22 protein-coding genes and 1 pseudogene are annotated in these 21,615 nt (G+C 52.1%); 12 read left to right on the top strand and 11 right to left on the bottom strand.

Going from position 1 to position 21,615, the window contains the following annotated elements:
• Positions 1–114: 114 nt before the first annotated feature.
• Positions 115–699: a Chromate resistance protein ChrB gene (locus tag K3T83_RS42980; RefSeq protein ID WP_220209297.1), complete on the bottom strand. Its 585-nt coding sequence runs from the start codon at positions 697–699 to the stop codon at positions 115–117.
• Positions 700–1,222: 523 nt separating this feature from the next.
• Here K3T83_RS42980 and K3T83_RS42985 point away from each other — a divergent pair.
• The gene (locus K3T83_RS42985) at positions 1,223–1,822 is read left to right on the top strand and encodes a manganese efflux pump MntP (RefSeq protein ID WP_220209298.1); all 600 of its coding nucleotides are present in this window, start codon (positions 1,223–1,225) and stop codon (positions 1,820–1,822) included.
• A gap of 49 nt (positions 1,823–1,871) precedes the next feature.
• Positions 1,872–2,801 (top strand): phosphoribosyltransferase family protein, encoded by a 930-nt coding sequence (locus tag K3T83_RS42990; protein WP_220209299.1) that lies wholly within the window; start codon positions 1,872–1,874, stop codon positions 2,799–2,801.
• 133 nt (positions 2,802–2,934) lie between these two features.
• On the opposite strand, the pseudogene K3T83_RS56670 reads toward K3T83_RS42990, so the two are convergent.
• Positions 2,935–3,402: pseudogene (locus K3T83_RS56670) on the bottom strand (orotate phosphoribosyltransferase); the annotation flags it as partial.
• A gap of 655 nt (positions 3,403–4,057) precedes the next feature.
• Here K3T83_RS56670 and K3T83_RS42995 point away from each other — a divergent pair.
• Both K3T83_RS42995 and K3T83_RS43000 read left to right on the top strand, forming a co-directional pair.
• Positions 4,058–5,197, top strand: a complete 1,140-nt coding sequence (locus tag K3T83_RS42995; RefSeq protein ID WP_220209300.1) for a cupredoxin domain-containing protein — start codon at positions 4,058–4,060, stop codon at positions 5,195–5,197.
• Positions 5,198–5,267: 70 nt separating this feature from the next.
• The gene (locus tag K3T83_RS43000) at positions 5,268–5,693 is read left to right on the top strand and encodes a cupredoxin domain-containing protein (protein WP_220209301.1); all 426 of its coding nucleotides are present in this window, start codon (positions 5,268–5,270) and stop codon (positions 5,691–5,693) included.
• Between the two features lie 52 nt (positions 5,694–5,745).
• On the opposite strand, the gene K3T83_RS43005 is transcribed toward K3T83_RS43000, so the two are convergent.
• From K3T83_RS43005 to K3T83_RS43015, 3 genes are all read right to left on the bottom strand, one after another.
• Complete coding sequence (locus K3T83_RS43005) at positions 5,746–7,113, bottom strand: acetyl-CoA carboxylase biotin carboxylase subunit (protein WP_220209302.1); 1,368 nt, start codon at positions 7,111–7,113, stop codon at positions 5,746–5,748.
• A gap of 180 nt (positions 7,114–7,293) precedes the next feature.
• Positions 7,294–7,716, bottom strand: coding sequence for a DedA family protein (locus tag K3T83_RS43010; RefSeq protein WP_220209303.1), 423 nt, complete (start codon positions 7,714–7,716; stop codon positions 7,294–7,296).
• Positions 7,717–7,941 (bottom strand): DedA family protein, encoded by a 225-nt coding sequence (locus K3T83_RS43015; RefSeq protein ID WP_220209304.1) that lies wholly within the window; start codon positions 7,939–7,941, stop codon positions 7,717–7,719. It lies immediately after the preceding gene.
• Between the two features lie 338 nt (positions 7,942–8,279).
• Between K3T83_RS43015 and K3T83_RS43020 the strand changes: the two genes are divergently transcribed.
• Both K3T83_RS43020 and K3T83_RS43025 read left to right on the top strand, forming a co-directional pair.
• Positions 8,280–8,486 carry a hypothetical protein gene (locus tag K3T83_RS43020; protein ID WP_220209305.1) on the top strand — a complete coding sequence of 69 codons (207 nt, stop codon included), beginning with the start codon at positions 8,280–8,282 and terminating at the stop codon, positions 8,484–8,486.
• A gap of 189 nt (positions 8,487–8,675) precedes the next feature.
• Positions 8,676–8,891, top strand: coding sequence for a hypothetical protein (locus K3T83_RS43025; RefSeq protein ID WP_220209306.1), 216 nt, complete (start codon positions 8,676–8,678; stop codon positions 8,889–8,891).
• A 712-nt stretch (positions 8,892–9,603) separates the two neighbouring features.
• Here K3T83_RS43025 and K3T83_RS43030 read toward each other — a convergent pair.
• From K3T83_RS43030 to K3T83_RS43045, 4 genes are all read right to left on the bottom strand, one after another.
• Positions 9,604–9,759 carry an XRE family transcriptional regulator gene (locus K3T83_RS43030; protein WP_220209307.1) on the bottom strand — a complete coding sequence of 52 codons (156 nt, stop codon included), beginning with the start codon at positions 9,757–9,759 and terminating at the stop codon, positions 9,604–9,606.
• A gap of 248 nt (positions 9,760–10,007) precedes the next feature.
• Positions 10,008–10,859, bottom strand: a complete 852-nt coding sequence (locus tag K3T83_RS43035; protein WP_220209308.1) for a class I SAM-dependent methyltransferase — start codon at positions 10,857–10,859, stop codon at positions 10,008–10,010.
• Positions 10,860–11,084: 225 nt separating this feature from the next.
• Positions 11,085–11,945: an IS3 family transposase gene (locus K3T83_RS43040; RefSeq protein ID WP_220209309.1), complete on the bottom strand. Its 861-nt coding sequence runs from the start codon at positions 11,943–11,945 to the stop codon at positions 11,085–11,087.
• A complete protein-coding gene (locus tag K3T83_RS43045; RefSeq protein WP_220209310.1) occupies positions 11,942–12,244 on the bottom strand; it encodes a transposase in 303 nt (100 codons plus the stop codon). Before K3T83_RS43045 ends, K3T83_RS43040 begins: the two co-directional genes overlap by 4 nt.
• Positions 12,245–12,555: 311 nt before the next feature.
• On the opposite strand from K3T83_RS43045, the gene K3T83_RS43050 reads away from it, so the two are divergent.
• The 3 genes from K3T83_RS43050 to K3T83_RS43060 all read left to right on the top strand — a co-directional run bounded on the left by K3T83_RS43050 (position 12,556) and on the right by K3T83_RS43060 (position 16,542).
• Positions 12,556–14,025, top strand: coding sequence for an ISL3 family transposase (locus K3T83_RS43050; RefSeq protein ID WP_220209311.1), 1,470 nt, complete (start codon positions 12,556–12,558; stop codon positions 14,023–14,025).
• A gap of 1,097 nt (positions 14,026–15,122) precedes the next feature.
• Positions 15,123–16,073 (top strand): quinone oxidoreductase family protein, encoded by a 951-nt coding sequence (locus tag K3T83_RS43055; protein ID WP_220209312.1) that lies wholly within the window; start codon positions 15,123–15,125, stop codon positions 16,071–16,073.
• 7 nt (positions 16,074–16,080) lie between these two features.
• Positions 16,081–16,542 (top strand): MarR family winged helix-turn-helix transcriptional regulator, encoded by a 462-nt coding sequence (locus K3T83_RS43060; protein WP_220209313.1) that lies wholly within the window; start codon positions 16,081–16,083, stop codon positions 16,540–16,542.
• Positions 16,543–16,790: 248 nt separating this feature from the next.
• On the opposite strand, the gene K3T83_RS43065 is transcribed toward K3T83_RS43060, so the two are convergent.
• Entirely contained in the window at positions 16,791–17,942 is a 1,152-nt protein-coding gene (locus tag K3T83_RS43065) for a hypothetical protein (protein WP_220209314.1), read from the bottom strand.
• Positions 17,943–18,405: 463 nt separating this feature from the next.
• On the opposite strand from K3T83_RS43065, the gene K3T83_RS43070 reads away from it, so the two are divergent.
• The 3 genes from K3T83_RS43070 (at position 18,406) to K3T83_RS43080 (ending at position 20,676) form a co-directional block, all read left to right on the top strand.
• Entirely contained in the window at positions 18,406–18,924 is a 519-nt protein-coding gene (locus K3T83_RS43070; protein WP_220209315.1) for a hypothetical protein, read from the top strand.
• A 347-nt stretch (positions 18,925–19,271) separates the two neighbouring features.
• The gene (locus K3T83_RS43075) at positions 19,272–19,544 is read left to right on the top strand and encodes a hypothetical protein (RefSeq protein WP_220209316.1); all 273 of its coding nucleotides are present in this window, start codon (positions 19,272–19,274) and stop codon (positions 19,542–19,544) included.
• A gap of 193 nt (positions 19,545–19,737) precedes the next feature.
• On the top strand, positions 19,738–20,676 hold the full coding sequence (locus K3T83_RS43080; RefSeq protein ID WP_220209317.1) for an aminoglycoside phosphotransferase family protein: 939 nt from the start codon (positions 19,738–19,740) through the stop codon (positions 20,674–20,676).
• Between the two features lie 298 nt (positions 20,677–20,974).
• On the opposite strand, the gene K3T83_RS56680 is transcribed toward K3T83_RS43080, so the two are convergent.
• Complete coding sequence (locus K3T83_RS56680) at positions 20,975–21,595, bottom strand: hypothetical protein (protein WP_236065200.1); 621 nt, start codon at positions 21,593–21,595, stop codon at positions 20,975–20,977.
• Positions 21,596–21,615 lie beyond the last annotated feature (20 nt).

A 21,615-nucleotide genomic window follows, 5' to 3' on the forward strand; every position in this document is an offset into this window, starting at 1 on the left:
CTTAGACCAGGGATGGAGCACTACTCGGGCAGAAACAAAAGCTCCTGAGAAGTGTTTTCTTGCTCCTTCTCAGGAGCGATAGTGTTCACCAGGAAGCACCATATGGATGCAAATCTAACGTTCCAGGGGTGTTTCTTCGCCCACATCAAGATCTGCCGGGGGATCATATCCCTGCTGTCGGTAGACTTGAGTAGTATAGTCCTTTAACACCTGTTGGCAACGAAGCAGAGCCTCGGATGCAGCTTCACGTTGTGGTCCGCCAAAGAAATCACGGGCATGGATTTTCCGCAGCCAGACTTTCAACTTATGCCAATCTTCTTCATTTTCCTGTAATTCTGCAAATGTGAATTTCTGCGCTTTTGTCTCTTTTTCTACTTCACCCAGGAAGCGTTCACAGCGATCAAGAAATTCGGTATAATCTTGCTCTCGTTCGGAACGAAACCGCTCGATCATCCGTTCTTCTTGCTCGGGCTGAAGCACCTGGGCGGTCAGCAGAAAACCACCACCTCCCTGAGCCTCAAGGTCAGTGAGAACTTTCTGTAACGTTCGCTCGATGCTCCCCATGCGTGGAAGCACCCAGACCCCGTTCTGGAGCGCCACGGCTCCAAGCTGTTGCATCCGTCGCCAAACCGAGACGCGTAAACTTGACGGCACAGCAGGCGTTTGAGGAAGAAAAAGCACCCATTGGCGCACATCCATGTTGCCAACCCCCTTCTCGCTGTGTTACACGTAATGATGTAACATATGTTGCAGTATTCATGTTACATTAAAATAATTTTTTACAAATATCCCCTCTATTATAGCAGAAAGGCTGGAATTACTCTGTATTCTCAGGTATACTTTTTTGCAGAAAGAAACGTGTGAGTTGTGCAAACAGTGGATCTCTCAGAGCAAAGGGGCATGTACAGGCTTTTTGATGAGAGAGCCATCTGCCATTCTTTGTGACAGGAGCAGATGCTTTTGAGCACGTGTGTTACGTAAGATAAGACAACCTATAGAGAGGAGTTCATTGTAGCTTCGCCCGTGAAGAATCTGAGAAGGTTCTTCCTGCTGTTTGGAAGGATGGTTGCATGCATCTCCCATTTCGGTTCTCTCGCCTCCGTCTGTTGCTCTTTGGTGCCGCCCTGCTAAATCACGTGATCTCAGCTTTTCCTCCCATTGGCTTACCCAGGCTTTGCGATCACGTTCCCATGAGTGAGAAGAAGGAAAGGATTGGTACGTTTTGAAAGACATCATCTCGCTTCTCATCCTCGGTTTTGCCCTCTCCCAGGATAATTTCCGGGTCTCGATTGCGGTCGGGACGTTTAAGCACACTTGGCGTCGTGCGCTGCGAATAGCACTGGTGTTCGGGCTTTGGGATGGCATTGCACCCCTGGTCGGTTTGCTCATTGGGGACCTTCTGGGGAAGGCTATCGGTCCAGTGGCCGACATTATCGGGCCGATCGTGCTTGCTGGGTATGGCATCTACCTCCTCGTTCGGGTGGTGGTGGTGAAGAGGGCTGAGGGAGAGGAGGAGGAGCCAGATGATCGTATTGTGCTCTTCGGTCTGCCTCTCCCTCTCAGCCTGGACAATATGATTGCGGGCACTGGCTTGGGATTGGTTGGCTTTCCCCCCATCTACTCGGCAGTGTTCCTTGGCGTTATGACGTTTGTGTGGTCCTTGGTTGGATTGCAACTCGGGAAAGTGATCGCCCGCTTCATACGCGTCCGCTATGAGCTGCTCGCAGGTCTAGGACTCTTGCTCGTGGCGGCCTTGTTGGCATTTGGAATAGGAAGCATGGGAGGAGACGAAGCACAAGTTGTGAGGAGTTTCCTTTCATAGATTGTAGTTGCCTCAAGGATGGGGCAGCTCTAGAAAGACAACATCATCGATGCCAGAGATCCCGACACATGAACTCGCACTCTATCATCTCAATGAAGCTGGTCTTCCTGTCAAGAGCACGTGTCCGTTTCCTTTTGTCGCTGCCGACTATAGCCGCTACAAGTATGGAGCGACTGCCGTTGCTGATAGGTTTGCCTCTGCTTTAGGAGATGCGTTTCAACACGCATTTCCTCATCTCATTTTTGCGCCATCCCTGCTGATTGCCTCTTCTCCCTATAAATATGTGCCAACCGCAGCCCATGCACTCGCCTGTCTGTTTCTCCGTCATGTCAATCTGGAACGAGACCGGCGGCACCTTCCTCCGGCTTGCCTTATCAAGATCGCGCGATACCATCTCTCTGCTGGCGATTATGGCACCCTTCCCATCGAGCAACGCCGCCTGCTCATGCGTAGCAATACGCTCTCGCTTGACCCGGCTGCGCTTGAGGGCGCGCATCTGGTGATGATCGATGATATCAAAGTCAGTGGGGCGCATCAAGAGCGTTTGAGAGAGGCAACCGAGACCCAGCCTCTCGCCTCACGCACTTTTCTCCATATTGCCAGTTTCTTCATCCATCCCTCGGCAGTTCTCGATCCGACCATAGAAGATAGGCTCAATCATGCCTTTGTCAAAACGCTGGATGATTTGATGGGCATCATCCAGGCCTCCGATTTTGTCTGGAATGTTCGTCTCTGCAAATTCCTGTTGAGTGCCAGGAACCGCGCCGAACTACCCGCGTTTCTGGAGCGTCTGCCTGATCGTTTCCTGCTGGACCTGTGCGAGCGGAGTTGTGGTGATAGTTACGACCTTATGGCTACCTATCGGGAAAGTCACCTGCTCGTCCAGGCAGCGTTACAGCAGCGTCAGGTGCAGGTTCCTGGTAATAGTGCGCCCAGGGGTGGTGATAGGGTGCCCGGTAAAAAGTCATCAACTGCATAAATCCATGTTCATCGATCATTCCTGCTTGCAAGGCCGCTACGACAATGAAAGGATAACTGGTCAAAGCGCGTACCCGATAGTCGCTCAGGAGGGCTCGCGAAGATGGAAAATGCCAGTTCACAAGACTCTGGACTCCGATAACTTTGAGGTCAGTTTCGCGATGAATGGCGTCAATGGCATGGCGCGTGCTGTTTCCACTGACGACAATATCTTCAAGAAGCAGAGCACGTTGCCTTCCCTGGGGACGACACTCGACTAGATGCCCCTTCCCCATTGCCTTTGGAGTGCTGCGGACATAGGCAAGTGGTACATGGAGACGGTCGGCTAACGTCTTTGCCCAGGGAATACCGGCATTTGCCACCCCGACGACGTACGTTGCATCCGGGAACGTAGATTGCACCGCTTTGGTCAACGCTCTATCGAGCAAGCGCCGAACATCGGGAATGCTGTTGAGCAGACGGCAATCACAGCCGCAAGGCGCGACAATCCCACATTTCCAATGGAACCATTGTTGAGGAGGCAGACGCAGATCAGCACGAAATGCCTGACTCCTGACCAATGCGGTGGCGACCATTCTCGCTTGAGGGGAGGAGAAGATCATCTCCTGCACATCTTGTTTGGCTTCGACCAGAGCCGCACGGATGTGGGTGGGAAGGCGATATGTTCTGTTCCTGATCACGAGAGGCTCCTTCTCGCAAGCAAAAAGACACGAAGAAGTTTTGCTCGCTCCATCTTCTTCTTATCAGCATTGGTATCAGTATACGCTGAAAAGGGCGAGATTCCAATCAACACAGATCGGGTGAAGATGCAACATATGTTGCACTATTAAAACTATAATAGTTGCAATGGCCTTGCAACAGCGAGCCATCCATAATACCTCTCCTCTTGCTAGTATATTTGTAATATTCCCTAAGAAGAGTCCCTCATGTAAGAAGGCAGGCGGTTTCATTAACACGTGCTAATAGCACAGGAGAGCATCGAAGAGACGAGAAAAAGTGGAAATCTTCATTCCTATCTGGTACTTTTTGGGGAAATCAGACAAGCAGAAGTGTAATAGAGCGTGATATCTAGTATACTCCGCTGATAGATGGGTGTACATATCAAACTATTTCAACATGTCGCTGCGACACTCATCCCTGTTCACTGTCTGATGATCTTCTCAGAGGCACAATTGACGCTCACATATCTTAGGTGGTCGTACTCACGATGGATCATCATGACAGCGGAAACACACGAAAGAAGAGAAGGGATAGACAATGAGTATCAAACATCGCGGCATCCTGGTGATTCTCTGTTCCCTGGGGTTGCTGCTCCTGTTGGCAGCCTGCGGAGGATTTGCCCCAGCAACGACAGGCTCGACGGATTCTTCCAACTCGACGGGCAACGGCGCGTCCACCGGTTCACAGACGGTGAAGATTCCTATTGGTGATTTTGATGTCAGATCTCCTCAGACGACCTTTGAAACGGGCGTGAAGTATCACTTTGTCGTGACCAACGTGGGCAAACATCACCATGATTTTCTCATCATGCACCGCATGAATACCGAAACGATGGTCATGGATGATGTGTATAAAGATTCATTGGCTTATATTTACAATATTGCTCCTGGGGAAACGAAAACCCTGGATTTCACCTTTGATCACACGGCTCCCTCTGGTACGTTGGAGTTTAGCTGTCACTACGGCGGACACTGGGAAGCGGGGATGTATCAGCCCATTGTGGTTAATGCTGCTGCTGGAGCTTCGGTGAGTCCTTATCCCAATAACGGCGTTCCCATGCAGGAGACGACCACATCAGGTGCCACTGGCAAATGCGATGCGCCAGTTTCGGTCACACTGAGTGCTGACAACACATTCAACCAGAGTCGGGTATCGCTCAAAATGGGGGATACACTCACCATCGTCAATAGCACCAAAGGGGAATTTACCCTGACCACCACGCCCGATGCGGGTATCCGTTTGACGATTGTTGATCCAGGGGAAACCGAGCATGTCCCTTTCCAGAAGGCGGGTGGATTCACGCTGTCGAGCCAGGAACACCCAACGGCCAAGCTTGCCGTCCAGGTGGAGAGTACCGCAGGCGTGACCTGTGGCTTTACCCCGGTGGCAACGGTGAGCTTCGATGCCAATTATAAAGACCCCAAAAACCAGTACTTCTTCACGCCCAAATCCGTGACCATCAAAGAAGGGCAGAGTATTACGCTCTCGAATCTGGCCGATTATGACCTGACTTTCACGGCCAAGCCGGATGCGGATCTGGGCAATATCCAGCTTGATCGTAATGAGCATCAATTGTTGCAATTCCATGACAATGGCACCTACACCATTTCATGTAAAGAATTTCCCACGCAGCAATTCACGGTCGTCGTGCAAAATGGTGGAGGAGACGACAACTAAGCAGCACAGAACGGTGAAGAGGTGATAGGTTGATCCAGTGCCTCTTCACTCTTGTTAAGGGAAGACTGTGATGAAGAAGATAGTGATCGCGTTTGTGCTTGTCAGCCTGATGACGATGGGGATCGTGGCATGTAGCCGTGATGGAGCGCCCACCGTGTCCTCTTCTACCTCTCCGGTGGTTGCGGCCTCCCCCACGACGCCGCCAGATACCGTGCATATGGACGACGAACAGTTTGTGCAAAAAAGCATTATGATTAACAAGGGGGAGAGTGTTACCCTGATCGATGATGTTTCCACGTTGCATGTGATCGCGAATGGCGTCTGGCAGAGCAATGGGATACCCTTGTATCAGGAGGAACCAGGCGCGCCATCGGTGCAGCTCCAGGTGCAGGACAAGGGAAGTCATCAGATCGGACCCTTTACGACTGCTGGCACCTTTCACTTCTACTGTACCGTCCACCAGGACATGAGCCTGACGGTAATTGTTCAGGAGTGAGTCGAGGTCCACTCTGTGCAGGAGTCATTGCTCCTCAAACAAGAGCTTGGAGTCATTCAGGCTCTTGTTCCTGTTGATTCAGCAGTTCTGGATGGGTGTGGACAAAATCAGTAGGAGGACTGCCTGCCAGAAAATCGGGGTGCGTGAGGATGGCGAGCAGGAAGTCCCGGTTGGTGCGTAGTCCTTTCACCTGGATCTCTCTGAGGGCATGAGCCAGACGGTGTGCTGCCTCGCTGCGGGTTGGGGCATGGGCAATGACTTTTGCCAGCAGGCCGTAGCGTGAGATCATCTGCCCGCTGGCAACTCCAGTCTCGTAGCGAATACCAGGATGCGGCGAGAGATCAAACTGTTCCAGGCGTCCAAAGGTGCGACGGAAACCCGCGAGGGGATCTTCGGCATAGAGGCGTGCTTCGAGCGCAGAGCCAGCACAAGGGATCTCGTGCTGCTGCATGGGAAGAGGCCCTCCACAAGCAATCTGAAGCTGAAGCTGGACAAGATCCAGGCTGGTGAGGCATTCGGTGATCGGGTGTTCCATCTGCAAGCGCGGGTTCATTTCCAGAAAAAAGAAGCGATCTCCCTCTACAAGATACTCGACCGTTCCCACTCCCACATACCCAAGCAGTGTCGCGAGCGTGAGGGAGGCATCTCTCATCTGCTGAAGTAACCTGGATGAAAGCCCGAGCGGTGGAGCTGCCTCGGCCACCTTCTGATAGCGACGTTGGATCGAACAATCCCGTTCGTAGAGATGGAGAACGGAGCCGTGCATGTCGGCGACGATCTGAACCTCAATGTGTCGTGGAGATGACAAAGCTCCCTCTAAAAACATGATTGTTTCGCTCAGGGAGTGGGAAGCAACATGCGACACCTCCCTGATGGCCTTGAAGAGGTCAGAAGGGGTTGCGACCAATCGTATCTCTTTGCCGCCCCCACCGGCATTGGTTTTGACCAGCAAGGGATATCCAAGCTGAGATGCAGCTTGCTCCCAACCGCTTTCCCTGTCAGTGGAGACAACAGCATCAGGAAGCGTTGGAATACCAGCGGTACGAGCCACCTCCTTCGCCGCCAATTTGTGGCTCATCTGTTGGAGGACATGTGCTGGTGGACCGATCCAGAGGAAGCCTGCTTCCTCACAGGCTTCGGCAAAGGAGGCACGTTCTGACAGAAAACCATATCCTGGGTGAATAGCATCAGCTCCCACCTGCCGAGCAATGGTCAGGAGTTGGGACTGATCGAGGTATGGTTCGGTGCCAGTCGCGCTGATGAGGGGAACGGCAACATCTGCCTCCTGTACACAGGGAGCATCACGATCTATCTCAGCATAGACTACTACTGTTCGTATGCTCATGCGCCGTGTAGTACGCAAGATGCGACGGGCAATTTCTCCCCGGTTGGCAATCAGCAGGGTGGTGATCTCAGTCATCCTTGGCTCCAAGAGAAAAAACCTTCATTCCTGATGCTGTTCAGTATACTTCATCATTTTTCTCATCTGCCACCCCTTCATGGATGAGTGCAAAACTGCTTGTGAGACCTTTTTCCCTGATCATTTCGGGCTATCCCCGAAGCAGCTCGGGCATCTCTTTCACCCGTTCGTGGCTTCCCTCTAGTAGACATCCAGCGATCCAGGCAGCGCTTGTTCTGCTAACTCTTCCAATCGTTGCTCGTTGCGCCAGATCAGCGCCAGCCCTGCGATGATGATGAACACGACGAACACAATCGTGACAGTGCCAACAGGTCCGGTTAATCGGTGGATGCTCTCGCCCAAGAAATAGCTTCCCAGACCATAGAACGTGGCCCAGGTGATGCCCCCCAGCGCGTTAAAGAGCAAAAAGGACGGCCAGAGCATGCGGTTGGCTCCTTGCCAGGAACGCTGTCCAGGCACGCAGGACTGCGATAAAGCGGCCAAAGAAGACCAATTTACCCCATGTTTGCGGAACAGATACATCCCGACTTTCAGCTTGCGCTCATTGAGATGAATGTACCGTCCGTAGCGACGCAGGAGACGGAACCCTCCCTCGCGACCCACCTAGAACCCCAGGTTATCGCCGAGAATCGCACCACAGGCCGCAACTACAATGATCAGGAGGATGGATAAGTGATGAGTCGTCCCTGCGGTAATAGCAGCGACCAGGAGCATCGTCTCACCCGGAAAAGGAATCCCAGTACTCTCGATGGCAACAAAGAGCAGGACGGCGAGATAGCCGTAGGTTGCCAGCAGCCGTACCAAGTCAGAAGTTGCTAAGTGGATCATCTGCTTGAGCTTCTCCATTCAGAGTCGATTTCATATCTGCTATTGTCTCCAACAAAGATGAGGAACACATGAGAAATTGTTCCCACCCATCAACTGAGCGATTGAAACACAAGGAAGCCTCTTGCACAACTTCACTGTTCGTCGGACGTGGCAAGAACCTTTTTCGCGACTGAGCGATTGACCGATGGGGATGCGGCTTGAGTATTCTGAGGGGGGGCAACAACACAATCGGAAGGAAGCAAGGCAGACCAAACAAGGGGGCATGCAAAAACGCCCTCCTCGCTCCGGGTTCAGTCTTCGCTCTCGTCTCTCCCCGGCTGAGGGGAGATGCCAAGCAGATGAGCCAGTTCCTTCGTCGTCTCAATCAGGAAATGAGCGACTTCGGGACGAGTCAGACGATATATATGTTCCTCTTCAAAACACCATCTCAACAGTTCTCATCATCAAGACAGGCCACTTCTCGCCTCTTGCAACAGGTGGGAAGTCGAGCAAGAGGGCTGATAACGGGTCGAGAGCACGTGGTCAACGGTGGGGAGCCATCCTGAGCACCCCTCTTGCTTCGTGATGATCGTTTTTTCTCTCTGCCCTTCCTACTGTTTCTATTAATTCTGACGATTTTGCCGGATTCTCTCAAGAGCAACACCTCTCAGACATGGCCCGCCAAACAGAGCAGGGCTGTCTCTCTGCGCGCCAGAGCCTCAGCCTGCATCATCGTTTCATTGAGAGGTGCTCTCGTGAGTCGCATTGCCCTTGCCGCCCACCTCTCGTCAAAAGCCGTCAACGTCGAAGAGTGTCAGCGCCAATGTAATTTGCGCCAACATAACTCACTTGGGATGACAAGCTACCAGGCATCATGCTCAGGCTTCTGGTCGCCGATTGCAATCCCTCCCCTCCCGATGGCAAAGAAGGAGATATGCCGTCGATCCTGGTCATTTTTACGCAGGCGTTAATAAAGAGAGGTGACACATTCCTCCTGAAAGATCAAACGTTGGTACATATGATGAAGCGGAACCTGGCAAATTTAGAAAATTTCAAAATTTGTTGCTCCACGCTTCAGCAATCTCTCATGTGATCTTCCAGCGGGAGTGAACCATCCTCAGCATTCCTCTTCCTTCGCGCTGATCGTTTTGCGCTCTCTGTGCTCTTCCTGTTGTGTTGTGTTTTTGGGGTGACGACCTGTCTCGGCGTCCACCGCGAGCCGTCCTGACTTGTGTCCTTCCTGGCAGCCTGGTTGCTCCAAGTCTTGCTTGCTTCACTCGCTCAAAAGAGGGAAAACAAGCGCACAAGCAGCCCAGCCTGCTCCTCATCGCCTTCTCTTGACTGCGCCAAAGAACATGTGAACTTCACAGGCGTTCAAGGATCTAAGCCTTGAACACCATGTTCACAGGTGCCACAGAAAGAGCATTCCAACGGAGACAGCCTACTAGCTGAGGAAAGTAAATAGCTGAAAGATTGCTTCTCGATATCTTTGGAGAAAAAAAGCACTACTTGTAATAATGTAGTGCTTTATGGCTCCCTCCAGCCTTTCCAGGTCTGGGCGACAAGGAACAATGGGGAGGTGACGAACGCTCCTGCGAGCATCATCCACCGGTCTTCCAGCTCTGACGCTCACAGGCGGAATGGCTGCTCTCAATCAGCCAGTTGCAAGCCCTCAAGGTCCTTCTAGGTGATTTCCTGTCCGAGTGCGGCACGAAGCGCATTGGCACTCTTTCCGGCTGTCGCCTTATAGATGTTCTTGCCTGTTATCGCATCGCTGATCGTTGCTGGATCAACGTGAGCTTCACGAGCAAGCTTGGCTTTCGACCAGCCCAACTTCACACGATCATCTTCTCACGTCGCCATCGTTGTTCTTTCCGTCTCCAGTTCCTACGAGATATGCATGCTGTCGTATGACATGAGGCTCCAGGATTGTCAATGACTTCCCCTGATGGTGCTGTCTTCTCTCGTCTACTCAAGGAACGTCAGGGAAGAGACGTGAGGCCCAGGCTCGCTCGTGAAGCCCACCCGTTTGATGGAACACGTTCGACTTCCTCTCTGGAGAGACTCCTTCCTCAGCCCCCCTGCTCTTAGGCTTCCTCTGGGGTGTTTGCCCATGCTGTTAACCCAAAGGAGAAACAGAGAAACTCCTCTTGTTGGAAGTCGGCGACCATTTGAGTATAGAGGTGATCATAGGCTTCCTCGGTGACAGGCACGTGCTGCAAAATAAACGGTTTGAGTAGTGTATACGCCGCCTCCATATTCCTGAAGGTGGGATAATGCAGAGGCGTGGCAGAAGAACAGTCCAGTTTGAACGCTTTGCTCTGGATCTCCTGGAACCCTGCCTCTTGCAAGAGCTTGGGAAGCCTGTACGCAATCCCCAAAGAGCGACCATCAACCGAGTAGGTTCTCTTCTGCTTGGCGAGGGCCTCGTAAAAATACCCGCTGATCTGCTGACACGCCTGACTATTGGAGATGACGATTTCGCTCTCGGTCAGGCGAATGGTTCCTCCCGGTTGCAGGACGCGTTTGCACTCCCTCAGCAGTTTCGGCCAGGACTCTTGATCCATGACCCCAACGAGCAAACGACCATTGACCAGATCGAAGGAGTGATCCTGGAAGGGGAAGGGTGCTCTCACATCCATCACTTCAAACGTCACATTCTCAAGGTGTCTGACTCTGGCTTGCGCGAAATTATAGGCGATGATACTTTCGCTACTATCCCCTCCCACCACCTGCATCTCTGGATACTCAAAGGCCACATCAATCGCCCATCCTGCTGGTCCACAGGCAATATCAAGCACTCTTTGAATGCCAGCAAGCTCAATTTCAGGAAACAGTCCTCCTATCGCCTGGGTATACAACTGATCTTGCAACACAAGACGACCCAGTTCGACGCCTTGATCTTTGATCACATACCGGTTTGCATCCTCGATGGACATGGGGGAGCATCCTTTCTTGCTACACGATAGACGTGTTTTGTGGATTTCCACTAGTATACACGCCATTGTGCGTTTTGTCTGTGGGATAGGCACACTTTCCCGTCTTGGGAGGCACGATCAAAGAGCCACTGACGACGCACGATCAGCGGGCAATAAGTTCGGCATGAGAGGGGGAAGAGCAAGCAGTTCCTTGGAGTGCACCCATTTTGCCGGACACAAGGCAAGTCAACTTCGGGGGAGTGAGGCATACATCGCCTCAAACTCAACGGGAGGGAGGTATCCCAAACTGGAATGCAATCGTTTGACATTATACACCTGTTCAATGAAAACCGCCAAATTGGATTGTGCATCAGCAAATGTCTGATAGTCTTTGAGGTACACTTCTTCCTGCTTGAGCGTTTTGAAGAACGACTCGGCTTTGGCGTTGTCATAGGGATTGTCCACATCCGACATGCTCATCACAGCTCCAATCTGGTTCAGTTGTTCAACGTAATCATGGCTAGCGTATTGCATCCCCCGATCACTATGATGGATCAAGCCAGGCCGCGGCTTGCGTTCCCAGATGGCTTGATGCAAGGCGGCCAGGGTGAGCGAGGTGGTCATCTCTCGCGAGAGGTGCCAGCCTACACGGCGTCGCGAGAAGGCGTCCAGAAGCGTTGCCAGATAGACAAACGCGCTTCTCAAGCGAATGTAGGTAATATCAGCCACCCAGGCTTGATCAGGAGCTGTGAGCAGCACCCCTGCCAACTCATTTGGATAGACCGGGAAATGATGGCGTGAATCAGTGGTCTTGACCACGAAGCGTTTCTTCAAATGGCACAAAAGCGACTCTTCGCGCATGATGCGCAACACCCGTTTGTGATTGACGATCTGCCCTTGTCGATGAAGTGCTCGCGTGACCCGACGATAGCCATACCCAGGAAACTCCAGGATGATGCGCTCAATCTCATCACGCAAGGCGATCTCCTCTTCATCCTGCTCTGGGGAGCTGAGCTGCTCATAATACCAACTCCGACTCACTGCGAAGAGATCACAGAGCCGTTGCACACTCAGTTCGGGATAGCGCTCATGTGCCTGTGTGATCATGAGATGCCGCCGCCTGACCTCATAGCCTGTAACGCTTTTTTTAACACAGTGTTCTCCAGAGCCAATTGCCCACAAAACTGTTCCAGTTCTGCAATGCGTTGGGCATCAGTTGATGGCGAACCAGATGCCGGCTCCTGGAAAGCGGCCTCTCCCCGTTCCTGGTATTCTTTGCGCCAACGGGAGAGCACACTTTCAGCCAGGCTATATTCCCGACAGAGTTGGGCTGGTCGCTTTTGCCCGGTAATCACCTGGCGGACGACCATAAGCTTGAACTCGCGACTGTGCTGGCGTTTCTGCATCTCTTCTTCTCCTTCTCTAGTTTTGCTCTTCTTAGTGTACAACAGATTGGGAGAAGTTGACTTCGATCACTGTCCGGTTTTAGGGTTCATGCACACTTTCGATGATGAAGATGTGATATACTAAGCCGTACATGTTGTTTTCTACCCCTTTCTGGTTTCAATTTCACCCATGATCCAACCAACCCATTTACTCGGTCTGCCTGCTCATTTGCGCCTGGATCAGATCGAAATCACACAACAATTGCTCACCCTCTTCCTGAGAGTAAAAACAGCCGAAGCAGCTTGCCCATTGTGTCAGCAGGTTTCCCACCGTGTTCACAGCCACTACACGCGCACACTTGCCGACCTGCCTTGCGGGGGAAAAAAACCTACGGCTCCTGGTGCTGGTTCGCCGCTTTTTTTGTCAAAACGAGGTCTGCTCTCGCAAGATTTTTGCCGAGCGGCTCCCTGATTTGACCAGTGTATATGCACGGCGAACCACTCGTTGTAAAGAAATCCTTGCCGAACTGGGCTTTGCACTGGGAGGAAAAGCCGCAGCCGCTCTGGGGAGCTTTCTCGGCTTGAGAGGTTCTCGCATGACCATTTTGAGATTGCTGCGCCAAACGTCTGCTCCAGCGGTATCCACACCGAAAATGCTCGGCATTGATGAGTGGGCATATCGACGGGGGAAAAAGTATGGCGCGCTTCTCATTGATCTGGAGAAAGGAACTCCTGTCGATTTGTTGCCCGACCGTCACGCGGCTAGCGTGGAAACCTGGCTCAAGAATCACCCAGGAGTACAACTCATCAGCCGGGATCGAGGCGGAGAATTTGCCCGTGGAGCACGCCTTGGTGCTCCAGAAGCGTTGCAAACGGCAGATCGGTTCCATGTGTTCCGCAACTTGGCAGAGGTTGCCGAGAAAATCCTGGGTAAGCATCGTCGAGCATTAAAAGCCATTCATCTGGTGACCAAGCCAGCCGCCTCTGCCTCGCCGTTGTTGCGCCATCAGCGTCCGGAGCGCGAGCGACGGAAGCAACAGGCACGTGCAAAGCTCGTCGAGCGATACGAAGCCGTCCAATTGCTGGCCAAGCAAGGACTCTCACACAAAGAAATCTCGCGCCGACTTCATCTCCATCGGGAGTCCGTCATTCGCTATGCCCGTGCGAAGACGTTTCCCGAACGAACAGAACGGCCAGTTCACCCAGGCATACTGGCACCGTATGAAACGTATCTGCGAACGCGTTGGGTCGAAGGAGAGCACAATGCCGTTGGCTTGTTCCGCGAGGTGACGACTCGCGGATACAGAGGTTCACGCATGACTATTGAGCGGTTTCTCCTGGGACTGCGCCGGATGGAGCAACAAGGGATCGAAGTGAGTCAGACAGCGACCTCAGTCGAATTGACACCACGGCGCGCTGTGGGTCTGATGCTTCGCTGTGGTATTGACCTGGACGAAGAGGAACGCCTGGCCCTTGAGCAGGTTTGCCAGACCCATCCCCAGGTGAAGCACCTCAATACCTTGTTCCAGCAATTTGCTCAAATGCTCCGAGATCGCCGAGGCGAAGATTTAGATCAATGGCTTCACGCCGCTTTTCACTCAGGCATCCCCGAATTACGGGCATTTGTGAACAAACTGCGTCAGGATCAACAGGCAGTGCAAGCTGGATTGGTACTTAAGTGGAACAATGGGATGGTCGAGGGACATGTCAATCGCTTGAAGTTTTTAAAGCGCAGCATGTATGGCCGGGCGAATTTTGACCTGCTGCGGCTACGGGTCTTGCATCATCGAAAGTGTGCATGAACCGGTTTTAGGGGTTCATTCCACCTCTCTCCCCTTCATTGATCCACTTGCATTCCATGTATTTGTCTATGATGTGTTGGAATACGAAAGAGATGCAGTCCCTCCAAGCATACTAGTTGATGATGACGGCTTGCCTCAAACACCTGAAAAGCCTTCATGCAATTTTACTATCCCGGTCCTGCTCGCGTCTTCTATGAGAGAGATGTGCATAGCGTTCGCATTTGAGGCAGTCTGGTGGGCGAGTTAATAGGTTCTCTTCCTCCCGCGTCGGCTTGCAACTCAGCTTGTTGTACCCATCTGAACCTGTTATCAGCTACGCCTGCGAGGGGATGAAACACAAGTGAGGTTGCACAAGCAGAAGCACTTAAGTATTGCTGGTGGACGCGACGCGTCGAGCAGGTGTCACCTTTGGTGCAGGTGTCTACGTGTTTCTGGATGAGAGTCGTCTGCTCTCTACAACCGTTGGGCGTTCACGTGAGAGGCACCTCGCAGATGACTCTCAGGCTTCCTCTTCTCGCACGCGCATCGTGTTACCTGTCTTCTCTACAAAAACCTTTCTAGCTTCTTCACGTCCACGTGTGTTCTCCTCACTCATCGGTTCCTGATGCTTGCTTGGCTTTGGAAGCGCTTTCTCTTGGGGGAAGCGATTTGACTCTCGTCGCTTCTCTTTTTTGTCTTCGTCAGATACATGAACTGCGATAGTTTTGATAGCTACGATTGTTGCACAGGACAGAGAACCGAACAAATCGAACAATCTAGAGACAGACGACTGAGCACAACACGCAGCGCGACGTATTGGCTCGTCCACCTTGCCAACCCAATGATCTCAAGGCAAATGGAGGATGAAGCACTTCATGGGTTTTGTTGTCCTCCAATGCTCACGAGACAACATGGCTCTCTGCGAAAAGCTGAGCTGCCCACGGAATGCGCAACGAGGCTTATAGAAAGCAGAGAACAAAGGGACAACCTCCTCTTCGCTTTGAGAACGGATTGACAACTTCTTCTTCGTTGTTTATGATAAACCTATCAATCATAAATGAGTTGATTATCAACTCGTTACTTATTAGCAGTGCATGGGAAAAGAAAGGGAAGAGTCCTTGAAAGCTGCTGTCCTGCATATGCCTGGGGAAGCACCTCGCTTTGAAGAGTTTCCAGAACCAACTCCAGAGCAAGGTGAAGTGCTTGTGCGTGTCAAAGCCGCCCCATTGACTAACTTGAGCAAAATGAGAGCAAACGGCACTCCCCAGTTTCCTGTCGTGTGTGGGGTGAACGGGGTTGGGCTGCTTGAGGATGGGACACGTGTCTACTGTGGCGGGTGTCGGCCCCCGTATGGCATGATGGCCGAACGCGCTATCGTCTCTCGTTCCGAGTGTATCCCCGTCCCTGATGAGATCGATGACCTCACCGCTGCGGCCTTGCCCAACGCGGCTCTGGCTTCCTGGCTTGCGTTGGTCTTTCGCGCACAGTTCCAGCCCGGGGAAAGCGTCTTCATCCTGGGGGCGACAGGCGTTTCTGGCAAACTTGCCATCCTAGTTGCCAGGCAGCTTGGAGCTGAACGTGTCGTGGCTGCCGGACGCAACCAAGCCATCCTTGCTACGTTGACAGATCTTGGAGCTGATGCAGTGATTTCCCTGAACCAGTCGGATCAAACACTGACAGAAATGGTGGCGAACGAGGCTGCTCACCACCCATGTGACATCATCCTTGATTTTTTATGGGGACACCCCGCCGAAGTAGTGATGGGCGCATTGACTCGCCCAGCGTTCCAGGGAGAGGCGTCTCGCATTCGTTTTGTCTCCATTGGGGAAATGGCCGGATCGACGGCCTCCATTCCGGCTGCGGTCTTGCGCAGTTGTGGATTGGAAATCTCTGGGAGTGGGGGAGGCAGCATTGCGCGAGAGGCGATCTATGACACCTTTCCCCAGATATTTGCGCTCGCTGCACAGGGGAAGTTGCGTATGGATATTGACCCGGTCCCTCTAGCCGAGGTGGAGAACGCCTGGCAGTCTCAAGACACACCTGGTCGTCGCCTGGTTTTTCTGCCGTGAGGTCGCTATGAGATCAGAAGAAGAGCATCTGCCGCCAGAACAAGAGGGCAAGAATCCCTTTGTGCTGCTCACCCATTTGCATCGAGATATGTCGCGAACCTTCTCTCAACAGATGGGCATGAGCTTTTCTCGCCTGCTCTTTCTGCATGAATTGTGGCATGCAGGGGAAATCAGCCAGACGGAACTAGCGAGCCGCTTGAGCATGGAAGGAACATTGCTCACGCGTTTTGCCAAACAAATGGAGGCGGCAGGCTTGATCATCCGCCGGGTCGATCCCCGCGACAATCGTTTTACCCTCGTCTCCCTCGCGCCAGCAGGACAACAGGTGCTTTCGGAGATGGGTACCCACGCAGATACCTTCGAGGCGGAGTTGCTAGAAGGAGTAAGCAAAGAAGACTTGGCACACATGATGCGAACCATGAAACAGATCCAGAATAATCTGTCTCGAAGGCTCGAACACAATGGATAAGATCGAGGTTGGGGAAAGCCACTCAGTATCAGACGCAAGAGAACGACATATGAGGAGGTCAAAGCAAAATCAGGAAGAGCAAAACCACACGAGAGTTGATAACCTTGCTGTTCTGCTCTTTCTGATCATCAGTGCCTTGACGACAACTCATGGATGACTCTTCATGAAGATGCGTTCAATGACCCTGAGTATACCACAAAATGGGGCTTGTTCTGAGTTCTGAGAGAACCTCTCATGGGAGAGGTGAGCTACCACCCAGAAGTCAAATCTGCGTTAGCCCTTGCCACAGCACTCTGCCTGCCCAGAATGTGTGTGTCCAGGGTGGTCCGTTCTGCCGCTGTCATATAATAAGAGTTCTCAAAGGGTGTATTGAAATACCCTTGAAACCGCGCCCGTGCCGTAGGTTGATCTTGACCTGTCATTGGATCTTTCGTTGTTACGGGGATTAAGTCAACTTTTACTTCATTCCCACCAATCGCTGCGGTGGAATAGATAAGTTGGCTCGCATCTTCTCCTGTTTTTGTATGGAGAAAATCTATAATATTAGCCAGTCTTTTGGCACCCGAGGATTCTAGCTGATTGTCAATACGACTTACGTATGTATCTCCTGTCTCAAACGCTTGAGTCTGCGAATGATCTATCGCGGTCGGATCTCCAAATTGCCAGTTCTCAAAGGCTTTGTAGCCTGAGGCCACAGATATGCGCCTCTCGCTCGTAGCCTCGGCAGACCCATGTGGCCCCACGAGCCAGGGACTCGTGGTATCGGCAGGCCCAAGTGGCTGACTCGGACGCCAGATGTTAGGAGTCTCAGGTATCATAGACGTGCTCTTCTCACTGCCACTCCCTCTCGTAGAAACCATCAGGCTGTATTGACGCTCTTCATCCGCTCGCGTTGATAGAGATGGTCTCCTCTGATCTGCCTCTCTAGCTCTCGCTAAGAATGCTTTGTAATCTGATGAAGATGCTACACTCTCCTTGCGGTAATCTCCCTGCCTTGATTCTCCTCCTATGGAGGACCTGCTATCATCAAAAAATGTACTACTATAGTTGCCTGGTGTATCTGGAAGTGTGGATGGAAGGTGTGTTTGGTCTCCAAACATAGCAGGCATAGAAGAATCTCGTATAGGCGGCATCGATACTTGTGTTTTTTCTCTAGATGTCTTCGGAGATGAATCTTCATATTTCCCAGAGAATGGTATTGATCCTCTCCTGGCTTCCGGGGAACTTGCCTCATCATCAAGAAAAGCACTTGTACGAAATTGCGTCCCTTCGTGACTTGTATCAAGATTATGGAAACGTAACGCATCTGAATCTTGAGATGAACCCTGCTGGCTTTGTTTTTCGCGTTTTTCTCTGAGCTTTTCTCTTGTATCTCTTTTACTAGATGGATTATCTGCCACAAACTATTCCAATCTATAACATTCCCCCCTCCTATGAGGAGAGAGGGATGATGTAAGGTTTTCGATGCTAATTTGTTAAGTCACTACTATCTACGGGATGCACAACGAGATGGACATGCGACTGTAGTGACTCTGCTGACTTCTTCGCTTCTTTAGATCTCTTCAAGCGTTTCCTGGATAACACCCTTCAGATGAATTGCTTGTGATCTCCCTTCTTCTCATGAGAAAGCATAGAAATGATCGGCTAAATGACAGCAGCATTTGATCCAGCATACTCGATGAGTATGCTCTTTTTGGGGGTAAGTAGGGACAGGTTTTCCTCAGTTCGCAGTAGTAAATTGTGGTATTTTCGCCATGATCGCCTGCAGCTGAGCATCGTCGGAGATTCCCTGGAAGTCGTAGCGCGGAGTGTATGGTGCTTCTAGTTGTCGGATCTCTTCTTCTGTTAGCTCGATGTCGAGTGATGCTACAGCATCGTCGATCTGTTCAATCATTCCTGGAGACATTCACCCAGGCTCCCAGCGGTCAGCTACGGCGCGTTCACTACTTGCTCACCCTGCTTGAGGAGTTGGCTTTCCTGTACGATGAGCGTCTGGCTCTCGCCTCTGCGGAGAAGAGTGATCTGGTACAAGTGGCCCGCGAGCTGTTGAAAGAACAGCGAGCCCTCTTTCCTCGCACGCTGTTGATCATCCATACGGAGACAGAACCATTGCTTGTACACTGCGGAAAGCGTCGGGTGAGGTTTGTGCTCTCCGCGCTGCTGGGCTATGGCCTAACCCGCCCACTCAGTAGGGAAATGATCCAGGTGAGGGCGCAAGAGGATGCCGCTCATGGAACTACCCGTGTTGCTCTGCACTACCAGCCAGTGAGGACTGAGGTGTCAGAGCATCTGTTTGATCTCTCGTATTGGAGCCGGCAGGTGACCACCAGCCAGCATCTGGAGTTGGGCCTCTCCCTCTCCCTGAGCGCCGCCCTCGTTTGAGCGATTGAAATCTCCCTGTTTGCACATACGCGTCGTCTCCTTCCGCCAGAGCAATAGGGGTTCGAGGCTGAGCAATTGAAATCCGCGAACCGCTTCACAGTTCACCACCGTTGCCTCAACAGTGTGGTATCGTCCGGCCTCCTTCTCAAGCGGAGGGGAGCAGAGGGCGAGGATCACCTCCGATGCCAGTCAATTTTCCACTCTGATCGCTGGTTCGCTTTTCACGTCGCTTGGCTCTCCAAGCAGGCCAAGACCACGAGGCTGATAGATGTGCACCTACAAGTATACTGAAAAGAGGGAGATGGCAAGACCTCCAAGAGCTTCGTTCCAAGAGAGGACCATAAGAGATGAGATCAGAAGAAGCACCAAAAAGATCCAGATGGACGGCTCCTGCACGTGATCCCCTCCTTGAGCTAAAATGGGGGTTGGCCCTCCTGGGTGAGGAAGGGTGCACCGCCTCTCTGGCCTGGCTCACCAAGCACATGAAGCTCCTGCCTTCGAGCGATCCCCCCGATCCAGGTGGCAGGGCGCGAGGGAGTCACCCAGTCGCTCCCCCGCTGGAGGCAAGATCACCCCTTGGGTATCACCTCGCCCAGGGAGATCCCAAGCAGGTCAGCTAGCTCTTTCGTCACATGAATCACGTAATGTGCGATTTCGGGACGAGTGAGATGATACACATGTTCCTTCTCAAAACACCATCTCAATATATCTGCAATTCTCTCTCTCTTCGGATCTTCGACACATTCGATGTGCCTCCTCGGCCTGATTTTGCGCTACAATAGCATCAGTTTCAATCAAAGGAGCGAGAAAGAATTGTACAGCAACATCCCCCGTTCCGAGGAATACCAACATCGTCTGCTTGAGTTCATTAGGCAGGAATATGGAATAAGCGCCGCCGTACTAGCTCCCGCAAAACGCGGCTATTACGGTGAAACGTGGCGGCTGGACGCTACGGATAGCAGCTATTTTCTCAAACTGGTTTACCCCGCCGCGCATAAAGCCGTCTATGAACGCAGCTTTTCTCTCATCCAGCACCTATGTGACCACGGCATTGACTTCATCAGCCGAATCGTAAAGACAAAAGACGACGACCTGTCCACACGATTTGACGGCGCAATACTCGGCGTTTTCGACTGGATTGACGGTGAAAACAGAGAAACAGACGCGACAAAAATCCCAGAATATCAAATGCTGGCGAAGGTCTATGCAGTTCCGTCTTGTGGCGTTCCCATTCGACGTGAAGATTTTTCGGGCAAAAGTGCCGATACGTTCTTCGAGCAATGGAACGTGCTGGATAACATACAGATTCACTCACTGCTTGAGAAACATCGCGCCAAGTTGGAGCAAAGAGCCAAGAGGTTGAAATACTTTGCCGAGCTGTGCCAAGGTGACACAGCGGACTTCTTCATCACCCACGGCGATGCCGGAGGAAATCTGATTGTGAACGGCGACAGGTACTTCATCGTGGATTGGGACACCCCCATCCTCGCGCCGCCGGAACGTGACGCATGGGTCATGTGCAGCCGAGATTGGGCAAGGGACGCTTTTTCTAAGGCTCTGTGTCAGAACGGCATTAGACACACCCTTCGTTTGGAGCGGCTGGCGTATTACTGCTATCATTTTTTCTTTTTCTATCTCACCGCATACCTCGATGGGTTCACGCAAACTGACACTATGCGGGAGATTGAAGAATACATTGACGGCTGGATAGAGGGAAGTATTCAATACGCAGACACAAATAGTCAAAGTTAAAAAATGGTTTTGGGACATATTCGGTGTGCTTACTGACTTGACTTTGTGGTAGAATAGCATCAGTTCCAATCATTTGAGTTATCTGGAGGCATTCCATCGATCTCACCCCCTGTTTTTGCCTTTCCTTCAACGGTACGCCTTGAGACCATCGAGGTCCAGGATCAGACCATCATCGTCCATCTTCAGACCGCCTCATTACGTGCTCTTTGCCCACGATGTGGGACGCTAGGCTCTCGGGTCCATAGCCGCTATGTCCGCACCATTGCCGATGTCACCTTTGGCGCACGGCGCTTGATACTCAAACTGTTGGTGCGCAAGTGGATCTGCTGTGAGGTTTCGTGTTCCCAACGCATTTTTGCAGAACGGCTTCCTGGACTGGCCCAGCGGTATGCACGGATGACAGATCGGCTGGTAGAAGCACTTCAATCTGTGGGAGTGACAACGAATGGAGCTGATGCCGCACGGATTGTTCTCGCGGACCCAGGCGTAGATGTGCGCGGACATCGAAGGCAACCACTTCTCCCAGCCCAGGGACCTCTTCTTTGAGCGCAGCAACGGTGGCAGCAAGCAAGTCGGTGAGCAAGGTGCGGTCCAATTGACGGAGCTTCTCGCCAAACCAATAGCGCGTGGGAAGCGTTGCCTCGACATCAAAGCCGTAGTTGGCGCTTGGATCAAGCTGGAGGTCAAAGCTCAGTTCGATGATGAGCAGAGGATGCTTGCACAAAAAGTCACGCAATTGCGAGGCTGCGATCAAGCCTTCTCTGATCCGTAGCAGAAAGGCTTTGAGGTAGGCCGTGAGGGAATGGTGGTGAGAGCCATAGCAGGCTGAGCGGCAGGCAAGCCAACGATCAACGACAGACCAGTCGAAGAGAGCAAAGAAGGCGCGGTATTCTTGAACAAGTGGGTCAACATCGAGCATGGAGGCCAGAGTGGACTGGT

This window comes from Reticulibacter mediterranei (genome assembly GCF_016587455.1).

Bases quoted from the DNA above. Each gene is read 5' to 3' on its own strand.
- K3T83_RS42995 (WP_220209300.1), top strand. From the start codon at position 4,058: ATGAGTATCAAACATCGCGGCATCCTGGTGATTCTCTGTTCCCTGGGG.
- K3T83_RS43020 (WP_220209305.1), top strand. From the start codon at position 8,280: ATGAGCCAGTTCCTTCGTCGTCTCAATCAGGAAATGAGCGACTTCGGG.
- K3T83_RS43075 (WP_220209316.1), top strand. From the start codon at position 19,272: ATGAGATCAGAAGAAGCACCAAAAAGATCCAGATGGACGGCTCCTGCA.
- K3T83_RS43060 (WP_220209313.1), top strand. From the start codon at position 16,081: ATGAGATCAGAAGAAGAGCATCTGCCGCCAGAACAAGAGGGCAAGAAT.
- K3T83_RS43005 (WP_220209302.1), bottom strand. From the start codon at position 7,113: ATGACTGAGATCACCACCCTGCTGATTGCCAACCGGGGAGAAATTGCC.
- K3T83_RS56680 (WP_236065200.1), bottom strand. From the start codon at position 21,595: ATGCTCGATGTTGACCCACTTGTTCAAGAATACCGCGCCTTCTTTGCT.
- K3T83_RS43000 (WP_220209301.1), top strand. From the start codon at position 5,268: ATGAAGAAGATAGTGATCGCGTTTGTGCTTGTCAGCCTGATGACGATG.
- K3T83_RS42990 (WP_220209299.1), top strand. From the start codon at position 1,872: ATGCCAGAGATCCCGACACATGAACTCGCACTCTATCATCTCAATGAA.
- K3T83_RS42980 (WP_220209297.1), bottom strand. From the start codon at position 699: ATGGATGTGCGCCAATGGGTGCTTTTTCTTCCTCAAACGCCTGCTGTG.
- K3T83_RS43070 (WP_220209315.1), top strand. From the start codon at position 18,406: ATGCTACAGCATCGTCGATCTGTTCAATCATTCCTGGAGACATTCACC.
- K3T83_RS43040 (WP_220209309.1), bottom strand. From the start codon at position 11,945: ATGATCACACAGGCACATGAGCGCTATCCCGAACTGAGTGTGCAACGG.
- K3T83_RS43035 (WP_220209308.1), bottom strand. From the start codon at position 10,859: ATGTCCATCGAGGATGCAAACCGGTATGTGATCAAAGATCAAGGCGTC.
- K3T83_RS43045 (WP_220209310.1), bottom strand. From the start codon at position 12,244: ATGCAGAAACGCCAGCACAGTCGCGAGTTCAAGCTTATGGTCGTCCGC.
- K3T83_RS43015 (WP_220209304.1), bottom strand. From the start codon at position 7,941: ATGATCCACTTAGCAACTTCTGACTTGGTACGGCTGCTGGCAACCTAC.